Here is an 11,943-nt window from a genome sequence, read left to right on the forward strand (position 1 = left end):
GTGAGGGGTGCTGTGCGGGATGGCGTACGGAGGCGCTGAAAAGCCGCCGGTGCCTCACGGCTCCGGCGGCTTACGTCACGTACGGCAGCGGTCAGACCGCCATGTTGTCGGCGAGCTCCTCGCTCAAGTTGGACTCCGTACCCGGAATCCCCAGGTCCTGGGCCCGCTTGTCCGCCATGGCGAGCAGCCGGCGGATACGGCCCGCGACCGCGTCCTTCGTCAGCGCCGGGTCGGCGAGCGCGCCCAGCTCCTCCAGGGAAGCCTGCTTGTGCTCCATGCGCAGCCGTCCGGCCGCCGCGAGGTGTTCGGGGACCTCGTCGCCGAGGATCTCCAGGGCGCGCTGCACACGGGCGCCCGCGGCGACGGCCGCGCGGGCCGAGCGGCGCAGATTGGCGTCGTCGAAGTTGGCCAGGCGGTTGGCGGTGGCGCGCACCTCGCGGCGCATCCGCCGCTCCTCCCAGGCGAGCACCGACTCATGGGCGCCGAGCCGGGTGAGCAGGGCGCCGATCGCGTCACCGTCCCGGACGACGACGCGGTCCACTCCGCGCACCTCACGGGCCTTGGCGGCGATCTGCAGCCTGCGCGCGGCGCCGACCAGGGCGAGCGCGGCCTCCGGGCCCGGGCAGGTGACCTCAAGGGACGAGGAGCGGCCCGGCTCGGTCAGCGAGCCGTGCGCGAGGAACGCCCCGCGCCACGCGGCCTCGGCGTCACAGGTGGCCCCCGAGACCACCTGTGGCGGCAGGCCCCTGATGGGGCGCCCACGGCCGTCCACGAGGCCCGTCTGGCGGGCCAGCTGATCGCCGCCCGCGACCACCCGTACGACGTAACGCGAGCCGCGCCGCAGCCCGCCGGGGGCCATCACGATCAGCTCCGAGCTGTGCCCGAAGATCTCAAGAATGTCCCGCTTCAGCCGCCGCGCGGCCATCGCCGTGTCCAGCTCCGCCTCGATCACGATGCGGCCGCTCACCAGGTGAAGGCCGCCCGCGAACCGCAGGATGGCCGAGACCTCTGCCTTTCTGCAGCAGGTCCGGGTGACGGGAAGCCGGGAGATCTCGTCCTTCACCGCTGCCGTCATCGCCATGGGCCGATCCTTCCATGCATCCGAAAAATACGGTCGTACGCGGTGGCCAGGAGCTCCGGATCGTGCCTCGGAGTGCCATCGTGCCTGGCCACCGGCGCCAGCTCGACCGTGGCGCCGAGCCGCTTGGCGGCATCGGTGAGTGACTCACGGTCGGGCACGGCGGCGTCGTCGGCCAGCACCACGTCCAGGGCGAGTTTAGGGGCGTGTCGGGCCAAAACCTCCAAATGACGCTGCGGAGAGAACCCATCGGTTTCACCGGGTTGCGGCGCGAGGTTGAGCGAGAGCACCCTGCGGGCCTTCGTCTCGATGAGCGCGTCGAGCAGCTCGGGCACCAGCAGATGGGGGATCACCGAGGAGAACCAGGAGCCGGGGCCGAGCACCACCCAGTCCGCGTCGAGCACGGCGGCGACCGCTTCGGGGACGGCCGGCGGGTCGTGCGGGACGAGGTGCACGGACTGCACCTCACCCGGGGTGAGCGCCACCGTGGCCTGCCCGCGCACCGTGTCGACCTCGTCCGGGCGCTGCGGGTCGTGCCCCTTGACCAGGGCCTGGAGCTCAAGCGGTACCGCGGACATGGGCAGCACGCGGCCGTGCGCGCCGAGCAGCTTCCCGACCAGGTCCAGAGCCTGGACGTGGTCGCCGAGCTGCTCCCACAGGGCGACGATCAGCAGATTGCCGACCGCGTGCTCGTGCAGTTCGCCCTTGGACTGGAAGCGGTGCTGGATGACGCGGGCCCAGGTCTGACCCCAGTCGTCGTCCCCGCACAGCGCGGCGAGCGCCTTGCGCAGGTCGCCCGGCGGCAGGACGCCCAGTTCGTCGCGGAGCCGCCCGCTGGAGCCGCCGTCGTCGGCGACGGTGACCACGGCGGTGAGGTCACCGGTGATGCGGCGCAGCCCGGCGAGCGAGGCGGACAGGCCCATCCCGCCGCCGAGCGCCACCACCTTGGGCTGAGCGCTCCGCTTGCGGCCCAGACGGTTCAGCCGCAGGGAAGACTTCACTCTCGCCCCATGTCCCGATGGACGAGGACGGTCTCGACGCCCTCGGACACGAGGCGCGCTGCGAGCTTCTCCGACATGGCCACGGAGCGGTGCTTGCCGCCCGTACAGCCGACCGCGATCGTCACGTAACGCTTGCCCTCGCGGCGGTATCCCGCGGCGATCAGCTGAAGCAGCTCGGCATACCGGTCGAGGAACTCCTTGGCGCCCGGCTGGTTGAAGACGTAACCGGAGACCTCCTCATTGAGCCCCGTGAAGGGCCGCAGCTCCGGCACCCAGTGCGGATTGGGCAGGAAGCGGCAGTCCACGACGAGGTCGGCGTCGACCGGCAGGCCGTACTTGTAGCCGAACGACATGACCGTGGCCCGCAGCTCGGGCTCCTCGTCGCCCGCGAACTGGGCGTCCATCTTGGCCCGCAGCTCGTGCACGTTCAGGCTGGAGGTGTCGATCACCAGGTCGGCGTCGCCGCGCAGCTCGCGCAGGAGCTCGCGCTCGGCCGCGATGCCGTCGACGATGCGGCCGTCGCCCTGCAGCGGGTGCGGACGGCGGACCGACTCGAAGCGGCGCACCAGGGCGTCGTCCGAGGACTCCAGGAAGACGATGCGCCGGGTGACGTTCTTGGCCTCCAGGTCCGCGAGGGACTGGCGCAGATTGTCGAAGAAGCGGCGGCCTCGTACGTCGACGACGACCGCGATGCGGGCGACGTTCCCCTGCGAGCGGGCGCCGAGCTCCACCATGGTGGGGATCAGCGCGGGCGGGAGGTTGTCGACGACGAACCAGCCGAGGTCCTCAAGACACTTCGCCGCGGTGCTGCGTCCGGCTCCCGACATGCCGGAGATGATCACCAGCTCGGGGACCACCTCAGCGGCCTCACCTGGGGTGATGGTCGTGCCCGTACTCACTTGCTCGCCGCCTTCATCGTGCTCGGTCATGTCTCCTGCCCCCGTCGTTCTTCTTCTGATTCTGAGGCGCCCGCGGACACGGGCTCCTCGCCATCGTCCGAGGCTCCCGCGCTCGCGGGCTCCTCTTCTTCAATGATCTCTCCGGTCGCCGTATTCACGGCAGGCCCCGCGGGAGTCGCTCCGGCCAGGGCCGCGACGATCACCTCGGCCGTCTTGCGACCTATGCCCGGAACCTCGCAGATCTGATCAATTGTCGCGGATCGCAGCCTTTTCACCGAACCGAAGTGCTTGATCAGCGTCTGCTTGCGTGTGTCGCCGAGGCCCGGCACGGCGTCCAGCGGTCCGGCTTTGAAGCGCTTGGCCCGCTTGGCGCGCTGATAGGTGATCGCGAAGCGGTGCGCCTCGTCGCGTACCCGCTGGAGAAGGTACAGCCCTTCGCTGGTGCGCGGCAGGATCACCGGGTCGTCGTCGCCCGGAACCCAGACCTCTTCCAGGCGCTTGGCGAGGCCGCACACCGCGATGTCGTCGATGCCGAGCTCGTCCAGAGCCCGCTGGGCGGCCGCGACCTGCGGCTGGCCTCCGTCGACGACGACGAGCTGGGGCGGGTAGGCGAAGCGCTTGGGGCGGCCGTCCTCCTCGGTCAGGCTCTCCTGCTCGCCGTCGGCGTCCCACTCCCCCGTCTTCTCCTTGTCGGCGAGGTAGCGCTTGAAGCGGCGCGAGAGCACCTCGTGCATGGAGCGGACGTCGTCCTGGCCCTCGAAGCTTTTGATCTGGAAGCGCCTGTACTCGCTCTTGCGGGCGAGGCCGTCCTCGAAGACGACCATCGACGCCACGACGTCGTCACCCTGCAGATGCGAGATGTCGTAGCACTCGATGCGCAGCGGGGCGCTGTCCAGTTCGAGCGCCTCGGCGATCTCCTCCAGGGCGCGGGAGCGGGTGGTCAGGTCGGAGGCGCGCTTGGTCTTGTGCAGCATGAGCGACTGCTGTGCGTTGCGCGCCACGGTCTCCATCAGCGCCTTCTTGTCGCCGCGCTGCGGGATGCGCAGCGAGACGTTCGAACCGCGGCGCTCGGTGAGCCACTGCTGGACGGGCTCTATGGGGTCGGGCAGCGCGGGAACGAGGACTTCCTTCGGTACGGAATCACCGCTCTCCTCCCCGTACAGCTGCTGGAGGGCGTGCTCGACGAGGTCGCCGCTGGTGACCGCCTCGACCTTGTCGGTGACCCAGCCGCGCTGACCGCGCACGCGGCCACCGCGTACGTGGAAGATCTGGACGGCCGCCTCCAGCTCGTCCTCCGCGAGGGCGATGAGGTCGGCGTCCGTGGCGTCGGCGAGGACGACGGCGCTCTTCTCCATGGCCTTCTTGAGGGCCCCGATGTCGTCGCGGAGGCGGGCCGCCTTCTCGTACTCCATGTCCTCGGCGGCCTCCGCCATCTGCCGCTCGATCCGGCGGATGTACGCCCCCGTACGCCCGGTCATGAACTCGCAGAAGTCCTCGGCGAGTTCGCGGTGCTCCTCCGGGGAGACCCGCTCCACGCAGGGCGCGGCGCACTTGCCGATGTAGCCGAGGAGGCAGGGGCGGCCCGTGCGCTCGGCGTTCTTGAAGACTCCGGCCGAGCAGGTGCGGACGGGGAAGACGCGCAGGAGGAGGTCGACGGTGTCGCGGATCGCCCACGCGTGGCCGTAGGGCCCGAAGTAGCGGACGCCTTTCTTCTTGTGGCCGCGCATCACCTGAACCCGCGGGAATTCCTCGTTCATCGTCACCGCGAGGTACGGATAGCTCTTGTCGTCGCGGTACTTGACGTTGAACCGGGGGTCGAACTCCTTGATCCAGGAGTACTCCAGCTGCAGCGCCTCGACCTCGGTGGAGACCACGGTCCACTCGACGGAGGCGGCCGTCGTCACCATCGTGGCGGTGCGCGGGTGCAGGTTCGTCAGGTCCTGGAAGTAGCTGGCCAGGCGCTGGCGCAGGCTTTTCGCCTTGCCCACGTAGATCACCCGGCGGTGCTCGTCACGGAACCGATAGACCCCCGGCGAGTCGGGGATCTGTCCCGGCTTGGGGCGGTAGCTGGAGGGGTCTGCCATGCTCCACACCCTACTGGCGGGGGCTGACAGTCAGGGCTTGGAGGGGGTATCCGCGCCCCGCCCGGACCCCGCCCGCCTGAGCCGCCGCTTCCCGGTCGGAGGGGACGTCCGCGCCACGCCCGGACCCCGCCGCCCCGGACCTCCGCCGTCCCAGCCGACAGCCCGCCGCCTTCCCCAACCCTTGAGCCCACCCGCCCTGAAGGGCGGGTGGGTGGGGGGAGCTCCCGGCCGGAGGCCGGGGGCCGGTCAGCCGTGCTGCCGGGTGCGACGGCGCAGGACGGCCGCCACGGAGAGGCCGAGGGCGGCCAGGGCTCCCGCTCCGGCCACGGAGAAGGCCACCGTGACGGGTCCCTCAGCCGAAGCCGCGGCCCGAGCCGGAGCCGGAGCCGGAGCCGCCGGGGGCTTCGCGGTCCGCTCCTTCGGGGCGAAGCCCCCCGCCTCGCCGGACTTCGCGTACGCAGACCCCGGCAGCTTGTCGGCGTACGCAGCGTGCACGCGCTTCTGATAGGCGGCGACCGAGACCCCGCCCGCGCCCACGGCACGCACCGCGTCCGCGTCCAGCGGCAGCACCCGCCCCGGCCCCTGCACGTACCAGGCATTGATCTGCGGCTCGTGGAAAACGGTGCCTCCGGGGAGCTTGTCGGCGCCCACGCGCGCGTAGTGCGTCTCGTCGTCCCCGGTGGCGATGTTCACGACCTGCCAGGAGCTGCCCTGCTTCACCGTCCACAGGGAGGCTTCCTGCCCGTCGGACGAGACCGCCTTGCTGGCCAGGAACTCCACGCGGGCGACCGGCGCCCCCTTCTTCCCGGCGACGAACTCCGGGGAGAGATAGCGCACGGGCACGGCGTCGCCGCCCTGCACGCGCGGATCCGCCGCGGCCGTGCTGACGGCCCCTTCCCGCGCGAAGAAGCGGGAGAGCGTCTCGAGGGTCTTGGGCGCGCTCGCGGCGTCGTGGGCCGCCTCACGGGAGGAGGTGGAGACGTCCGAAGGACCGGAGTCCGCGGTGGCCTGCGGCGCCGCGAGGCCGAGCAGCAGGGTGGCCGCCGAGCCGGCGAGCGTGGCCCTCAGCAGGTGACGTGGAAGGTGACGGCTCATCGCGCTCACGCCCCGATCCGGTACAGCGAGTGGGTCCAGGAGAAGGTGTTGTTGTTGACGTACCAGCTGTGCGAGGCCCAGTTGTAGCGGTTGCTCGAGGGCCACGGGTCGCCCCAGTAGACCCAGCTGCTCGCGTCGTCGTACCCGTAGAGGACGTGCATGTGACCGCCGCCGTTCGACCACAGGATGCGGGTCTCGACCGGCCGGCCCGCGTTGATCTCGGCCTGCACGGTCGGGTAGCGCAGCCAGCCGTTGACGTACGAACCGGGGTTGATGCCCGCCCACTCCAGACCGTTCTGCACGTTGCCCAGCGTGGCCTGGTTGTTGGGGCACTCGGTGTTCTGGCTGCGCCCGAAGGCGGCGTTGCAGAACTGGTTCTGGCTGTACTTCTTGCCGTAGAAGGCGGCGATCGTGTTCCCGGCCGCGGCCCAGCACCAGTTGGTCTTCTGCTGGGCCTGCATCGTGATGTTCAGGCGCTTGGCGGCGAGAACGGACGGGTCGTCGGGGGCGGCGGTGGCCGTGGCCGCCGGCGCGGCGACCAGGGCCGCCGCCACGAGGACGAGCGCGGACAACCGTCTGCGTCCGCTGTACCTGCTGGTTCTATGGCGCATCGCGTTCCTCCCGAGCGGGGGGTGGGGTGGTGGAGGAGCGCGTCCGGACGCTGCGATTGAGCATCGAGTGTTGTCGGGTGCAGGTCAACACGGTTCAATGCGGGATTACTTGGGCCGTGAACGTCGGCGTACGTATGTGAACACCCCTCGTACGCCCACCTGGTGGCCCGCTCCGACCGGCGCGTACGCCCGGCCGGCCGATGTGAATGTTCACAGAAGGGTCTTGCGATGCGGCACGGCACACAGCTCGCGGACGGCGCGCCTGCGGACCTGGAGGCCGCCCTGCGCACCGGCCCTTTCCACGTGGCGCTGCGGGCCGCGATCGCCGCACGGCGCCTTCCCCTGCAACGCGTACGGCATCATCTCGCGCGGCAAGGCGTCAACGTCGGGGTGACGAGCCTGAGTTACTGGCAACAGGGCGCCCGGCGCCCCCAGCGCACCGAGTCGCTCCGTGCCGTGCGCGCCCTGGAGGAGATCCTCGAACTCCCCGAGGAGTCACTGATCCGGCTCCTCGCCAAGCGCTCCGACCACCCCGACTGCGAACGCCCCGCCGCCCGCTCCTACCGCTCCCTGCTCGACGCCTCCGACGTGCTCCAGGAGCTGATCGCCGAGCTCGGGTCGCCGCTCGACGGCGGTCTGCACACCATCGGCCACTACGAGCGGGTGCGGATAGGCGGTCGCCGCGAGCTGCTCGGCCGCGACTCGCAGCACGTGGTGCGCGCCCACCGGGACGCCGTGGACCGCTACCTCGCGATCTACCACGGCGACCCCGGCTGCGTACCGGAACGCGTCGGCGTCCACGCCCTGGAGAACTGCCGCACGGGACGGGTTCGGTGGCACCACGAGACGGGGGTGCTCGTCGCCGAGCTGCTCTTCGACGCGCGTCTGCGCGCGGGCGACACGCATCTGTTCCGCTACGGCTTCGAGGACGGCACGGCGGGGACGGCCACCGAGTACTTCCGTGGCTTCAGCTTCGCGGGCGGGCAGTACGCGCTCCAGGTGCGCTTCGACGAGGGGGCCCTTCCCGTGCGCTGTCACCGCTTCAGCCAGCGTTCGGCCGCCGCGCCGCGCGGAGGACGCCAGGAGCTGACGCTGAGCGGCAGCCATCGGTCGGTGCACCTCGTGGAGCCGCAGGTGCGGGCCGGGATCCTGGGGATCGCGTGGGACTGGGAGTGAACGCGGCCGGCGGCTGAACGGCCGCACCGTCCCTCAGCCCGCGACGATCTTGCCGTCCTCCACCTTCACCGGCAGCTCCTCCAGCGGCCTGACGGCGGGGGCGTGCAGCACCTTGCCGTTCGTCGCGTCGAACTGGCTGCCGTGGCACTGGCAGGTGAGCTTGTGCCCCTCGAGCTTGTTGATGGGGCATTTCTCGTGCGTGCAGATCGAGCTGAACGCCTTGTACTCGTCGTCCGAGATGCGGCTCACGACGACGTTCTCGCCCGTGTAGAGCTTCGACGCGCCGACCTCCACGTCGTCGGACTTCCCGAGGTCCACGGGCGCGGTCGGCGCCGAACGGTTGCCGCCGCCGTCACCACCTCCGGAGGAGCAGGCCGTGAGCCCCAGGCCGGCGGCCGGGACGAGGGCGGCGGCGCGCAGCACGGTACGGCGGGCGGGGGGCGGCGTGCCGGGCATGGAATCTCCACAGGTCGGTCGCTTCAGTGACGGATCAGACCATACCGGTGGGGCGCCCCTTGCCCGCGTTGGGCGCGGCCGTGCCCGAGTGCCGCCCGTGTCGGGCCGGGTCCGCCGGGAAGGCCTAGCCTGTGGCGGAAACCGGGGAGACACACCACCGCAGAACCGAGAGGAACCACCCGTGATAGTCGTCGCCGGAGAGGCCCTGATCGACCTGGTCCCGCAGGAGACCGCCGGTGCCTTTGGCAGTGGTGATGCCGGGCTGCCCGCGCTCGCCCCGCGGCTCGGCGGCGGTCCGTACAACACCGCGGTGGCCCTCGGCCGTCTCGGCTCCCCCGTGGCCTTCTGTTCGCGGATCTCGGCTGACGCGTTCGGCGAGGCGCTGGTCGACGGGTTGCGGGCCGCGGGTGTCGAGGTGGCGTACGTCCAGCGGGGTCCCGAGCCGACGACGCTCGCGGTCGCCTCGATCGGCGCGGACGGCTCCGCCGGTTACTCCTTCTACGTCGAGGGCACGGCGGACCGGCTCTTCACGGCCCCGGAGAGGCTGCCCGACGACGTACGCGCGGTGTCGTTCGGCACGTGCTCGCTCGTCCTCGAACCGGGCGCGAGCGCGTACGAGGAGCTGATGCGCCGGGAGGCGGCGCGGGGCGTCTTCACGGCGCTCGACCCCAACATCCGGGCGGGCCTGATCCCGGACGCGGACGCCTACCGGGCCCGGTTCAAGAGCTGGCTGCCGTCGGTCTCCCTGCTCAAGTTGTCGCAGGAAGACGCGAGTTGGCTCGGCGGCACGCCGCGCGAGTGGCTCGCGTCCGGGCCCGGCGCGGTGGTGGTGACGCGGGGCGGCGAGGGTCTCACCGTCTTCACGCGCGACGGCGGGGAGTGGTCCGTGCCGGGCGAGCGGGTCGACGTGGTGGACACCATCGGAGCGGGCGACACGGTCAACGCGGCACTGCTGCACGGACTTTCCGCCCGGGACGCGCTGTCCGCGGAGTCTCTGTCCGGCCTCGGAGCTGACAGCTGGGGCGAGGTCCTGCGCTTCGCGGCACGCGCGGCCGCCGTCACCGTGTCCCGCGCGGGCGCTGAGCCTCCGTACGCGAAGGAGCTGGGGTGAGACGGGCCCGCATGCGGACTTGGCGGTCAGCCCGTCACCGCGCGCAACCCGCCCGGCCTGCGGCCGTTGAGGCGGTCGAGCGCGGCCGTTGAGGCCTCGTCGGCCGGCAGGTGGACGACCAGGCGCTGGCCATCGGTGTCGGGCAGCGTCAGCGTCTCGTACGACAGCCGCACCGCCCCGGCCTCCGGATGCGTCAGGCTCGCGACGCCGCTGTGCCGGGGCAGCCGCGGCACGACCGACATCCGGTCGGCGAAGGGCGCACCGGCCATGACGGTCAACTCGTCGGCGAATCCCACGGCATGGGGGTCGGCGAGCATGGACTCGGCGCGGAGCGAGGCGACCAGTTCGTCGGCGACCTGGTCCCACTCGGGGTAGGCGGCGCGGGCCCGCTCGTCGGTGAACAGGAACCGGATGAGATTGGGCCGCTCGTCATCGAGGAGCCCGATGGGCCGCATGATCCGCTCATAGCCCGAGGTGTACGCGAGGACATCGCTGAGCCGGTTGAACAGGACGGCGGGGGTGGGCTCCAGGCGTTCGATGAGCGTCCGCACGGTGGGGCGCACCGACCGGGACGGCACGCTCGGTGTCGGGCAGCAGGGGTCGCCGGTCGTCGCCTTCTCCAGGCGGCGCAGGTGGAGGCGTTCCTCCATGGAGAGCCGCAGCGCGTCGGCGAGCGCGCCCATCACCTGCGGGGACGGGTGGCGGTCGCGGCCCTGTTCGAGGCGGGCGAGGTACTCGACGCTGACGCCGGCGAGCGTGGCGACCTCGGAGCGGCGCAGGCCGGGCGTGCGGCGCCGGGGGCCGGTGGGGAGCCCCACCTCGGCGGGCGTGACCGCTTCGCGGCAGGTGCGCAGGAAGGTGCCGAGCTCGTTGTCGCTCACCGGCCGAACGTACCAGCCGTCGTGGGGCCGGATCGTGGCCCTGTCACTACCCGTCTCGGCTCGGCCTTCCTCGGGTGCGGGCGGCCTCGCATCGTGGACGGCATGACTTCCGACACGAGTACTGTTCACGCCGCGACCGCGCTTCCCCTCCCCACCGGGAGCTGGGAGATCGACCCGTTCCACTCCGCCGTCAACTTCACCATCCGCCATCTCGGGATCTCGAAGGTGCGGGGGCGGTTCACGGAGGTGACGGCCGGACTGGTCGTGGGCGAGAGCGCCGAGACCTCATCGGTGACGGCGACCATCGCCCTGGCCTCGATCGACACCGGCAACAAGGACCGCGACGCCCACGTCCGCGCGCCGGACCTCCTCGACGTGGAGCGCCGCCCCACGATGACGTTCCGCTCGACGCGGGTCATCGGCAAGGAGGACGAGTGGACCCTGGAGGGCGAACTGACCATCGGGGACGTCACGAAACCCATCACCCTCGCCGTCGAGTTCGGCGGGCTCCAAGCCTTCCCGGGCGACGCCCAGCGCCATGCGGGCTTCGAGGCGACAGGCGAGATCAAGCGCAGCGACTACGGCCTCGACTTCGGCGCCGGGATGCTCGGCGACGTGGTGAAGATCCAGCTGGACATGCAGTTCCTGGAGCCTGCCGGGTCCGCCGCACCGCAGGAGTGAGGCGGCGTCTCAGTCGTCCGTGAACGCCCCGTGCCGTCCCGCCCCGGCGGCGAACCGGGCCGCGCCGTCCGCCGCATCGGCGAGGGACCGCAGGCCGTGGCGCAGTTCGCCCGCCATCGCCTCCTCCTCGGTCAGGCCGCCCTGTTCCTGGACGGACAGCCGGTCGTTGCGGAGGCAGGTCTGGGGGAACGCGGCGATCTCCGCGGCGAGGCGTTCGGCCGCGGCGCGGGAGGTGCCCGGCGGTACGGTCCGGTTGACCAGTCCCATCGCGAGCGCCTCCGCCGCGGGGACGGGGCGGCCGGTGAGCACCAGGTCCATGGCCCGGCTCTCACCGATGAGCCGTGGCAGCCGCACGGTCCCGCCGTCGATGAGCGGAACGCCCCAACGGCGGCAGAAGACTCCCAGTACGGCGTCATCGTCGGCGACCCGCAGATCGCACCAGAGCGCGAGTTCCAGGCCTCCGGCGACGGCATGTCCGGAGATCGCCGCGATGACCGGCTTGGAAAGACGCATGCGGGTCGGACCCATGGGCCCGTCGCCCTTCTCGGTCACCTCGTTCCCGGCCGGTGTCCCGATGGCCTTGAGGTCGGCACCGGCACAGAAGGTGCCGCCTTCGCCCCACAACACGGCGACGGACGCGTCAGGATCCGCGTCGAAGGCACGGAACGCGTCGGCGAGGGCGTGGGCGGTGGGCCCGTCGACGGCGTTGCGTACGTCGGGACGCGACAACACGATGGTGGTGACGGGGCCTTGGCGTTCAGAACGTACGGTCATGCGGCCAAGGCGAGCATGAGAACGGACCGCCGGGCAAGAGGCGCCCCTTAAGGGGCGCGGGGAACTGCGCGACCGGCCGCGACGCACCCGCAGGCG

General features: G+C 71.5%; 12 protein-coding genes. 3 read left to right on the forward strand and 9 right to left on the reverse strand.

Translation table 11 applies throughout. The features are described 5' to 3' along the window. Positions 1 to 91: 91 nt before the first annotated feature. The 6 genes from whiA to E5671_RS14435 form a co-directional block, all read right to left on the reverse strand. Positions 92 to 1,081 (reverse strand): DNA-binding protein WhiA, encoded by a 990-nt coding sequence (whiA, locus tag E5671_RS14410; protein WP_160504363.1) that lies wholly within the window; start codon positions 1,079 to 1,081, stop codon positions 92 to 94. Next, positions 1,072 to 2,079, reverse strand: coding sequence for a gluconeogenesis factor YvcK family protein (locus tag E5671_RS14415; RefSeq protein ID WP_336605755.1), 1,008 nt, complete (start codon positions 2,077 to 2,079; stop codon positions 1,072 to 1,074). The genes whiA and E5671_RS14415 overlap by 10 nt, the downstream gene beginning before the upstream one ends. Then, complete coding sequence (rapZ, locus tag E5671_RS14420) at positions 2,076 to 3,008, reverse strand: RNase adapter RapZ (RefSeq protein WP_160504364.1); 933 nt, start codon at positions 3,006 to 3,008, stop codon at positions 2,076 to 2,078. Before rapZ ends, E5671_RS14415 begins: the two co-directional genes overlap by 4 nt. Then, positions 3,005 to 5,062 (reverse strand): excinuclease ABC subunit UvrC, encoded by a 2,058-nt coding sequence (gene uvrC / locus E5671_RS14425; RefSeq protein ID WP_160504365.1) that lies wholly within the window; start codon positions 5,060 to 5,062, stop codon positions 3,005 to 3,007. The genes rapZ and uvrC overlap by 4 nt, the downstream gene beginning before the upstream one ends. A gap of 246 nt (positions 5,063 to 5,308) precedes the next feature. Next, entirely contained in the window at positions 5,309 to 6,157 is an 849-nt protein-coding gene (locus E5671_RS14430) for a hypothetical protein (RefSeq protein WP_160504366.1), read from the reverse strand. A gap of 5 nt (positions 6,158 to 6,162) precedes the next feature. Continuing rightward, positions 6,163 to 6,768, reverse strand: a complete 606-nt coding sequence (locus E5671_RS14435; RefSeq protein ID WP_160504367.1) for a papain-like cysteine protease family protein — start codon at positions 6,766 to 6,768, stop codon at positions 6,163 to 6,165. 228 nt (positions 6,769 to 6,996) lie between these two features. Between E5671_RS14435 and E5671_RS14440 the strand changes: the two genes are divergently transcribed. Next, the gene (locus tag E5671_RS14440; RefSeq protein WP_160504368.1) at positions 6,997 to 7,944 is read left to right on the forward strand and encodes a hypothetical protein; all 948 of its coding nucleotides are present in this window, start codon (positions 6,997 to 6,999) and stop codon (positions 7,942 to 7,944) included. A gap of 33 nt (positions 7,945 to 7,977) precedes the next feature. Here the strand turns inward: E5671_RS14440 and E5671_RS14445 are convergent, their stop codons facing one another. Then, positions 7,978 to 8,400, reverse strand: coding sequence for a Rieske (2Fe-2S) protein (locus E5671_RS14445; RefSeq protein WP_160504369.1), 423 nt, complete (start codon positions 8,398 to 8,400; stop codon positions 7,978 to 7,980). A 181-nt stretch (positions 8,401 to 8,581) separates the two neighbouring features. Between E5671_RS14445 and E5671_RS14450 the strand changes: the two genes are divergently transcribed. Beyond that, complete coding sequence (locus E5671_RS14450) at positions 8,582 to 9,511, forward strand: PfkB family carbohydrate kinase (protein WP_160504370.1); 930 nt, start codon at positions 8,582 to 8,584, stop codon at positions 9,509 to 9,511. 26 nt (positions 9,512 to 9,537) lie between these two features. On the opposite strand, the gene E5671_RS14455 is transcribed toward E5671_RS14450, so the two are convergent. Continuing rightward, a complete protein-coding gene (locus tag E5671_RS14455) occupies positions 9,538 to 10,392 on the reverse strand; it encodes an MmyB family transcriptional regulator (protein WP_160504371.1) in 855 nt (284 codons plus the stop codon). A 102-nt stretch (positions 10,393 to 10,494) separates the two neighbouring features. Here E5671_RS14455 and E5671_RS14460 point away from each other — a divergent pair, with 102 nt between their 5' ends. Further along, entirely contained in the window at positions 10,495 to 11,073 is a 579-nt protein-coding gene (locus tag E5671_RS14460; protein WP_160504372.1) for a YceI family protein, read from the forward strand. A gap of 9 nt (positions 11,074 to 11,082) precedes the next feature. Here the strand turns inward: E5671_RS14460 and E5671_RS14465 are convergent, their stop codons facing one another. Beyond that, positions 11,083 to 11,847, reverse strand: a complete 765-nt coding sequence (locus tag E5671_RS14465; protein ID WP_160504373.1) for a crotonase/enoyl-CoA hydratase family protein — start codon at positions 11,845 to 11,847, stop codon at positions 11,083 to 11,085. Positions 11,848 to 11,943: the final 96 nt, after the last annotated feature.

It is taken from the genome of Streptomyces sp. BA2 (assembly GCF_009769735.1).
Classification (GTDB): domain Bacteria; phylum Actinomycetota; class Actinomycetes; order Streptomycetales; family Streptomycetaceae; genus Streptomyces.

Bases quoted from the DNA above. Each gene is read 5' to 3' on its own strand.
- whiA (WP_160504363.1), bottom strand. From the start codon at position 1,081: ATGGCGATGACGGCAGCGGTGAAGGACGAGATCTCCCGGCTTCCCGTC.
- rapZ (WP_160504364.1), bottom strand. From the start codon at position 3,008: ATGACCGAGCACGATGAAGGCGGCGAGCAAGTGAGTACGGGCACGACC.
- uvrC (WP_160504365.1), bottom strand. From the start codon at position 5,062: ATGGCAGACCCCTCCAGCTACCGCCCCAAGCCGGGACAGATCCCCGAC.
- E5671_RS14430 (WP_160504366.1), bottom strand. From the start codon at position 6,157: ATGAGCCGTCACCTTCCACGTCACCTGCTGAGGGCCACGCTCGCCGGC.
- E5671_RS14435 (WP_160504367.1), bottom strand. From the start codon at position 6,768: ATGCGCCATAGAACCAGCAGGTACAGCGGACGCAGACGGTTGTCCGCG.
- E5671_RS14440 (WP_160504368.1), top strand. From the start codon at position 6,997: ATGCGGCACGGCACACAGCTCGCGGACGGCGCGCCTGCGGACCTGGAG.
- E5671_RS14445 (WP_160504369.1), bottom strand. From the start codon at position 8,400: ATGCCCGGCACGCCGCCCCCCGCCCGCCGTACCGTGCTGCGCGCCGCC.
- E5671_RS14460 (WP_160504372.1), top strand. From the start codon at position 10,495: ATGACTTCCGACACGAGTACTGTTCACGCCGCGACCGCGCTTCCCCTC.
- E5671_RS14465 (WP_160504373.1), bottom strand. From the start codon at position 11,847: ATGACCGTACGTTCTGAACGCCAAGGCCCCGTCACCACCATCGTGTTG.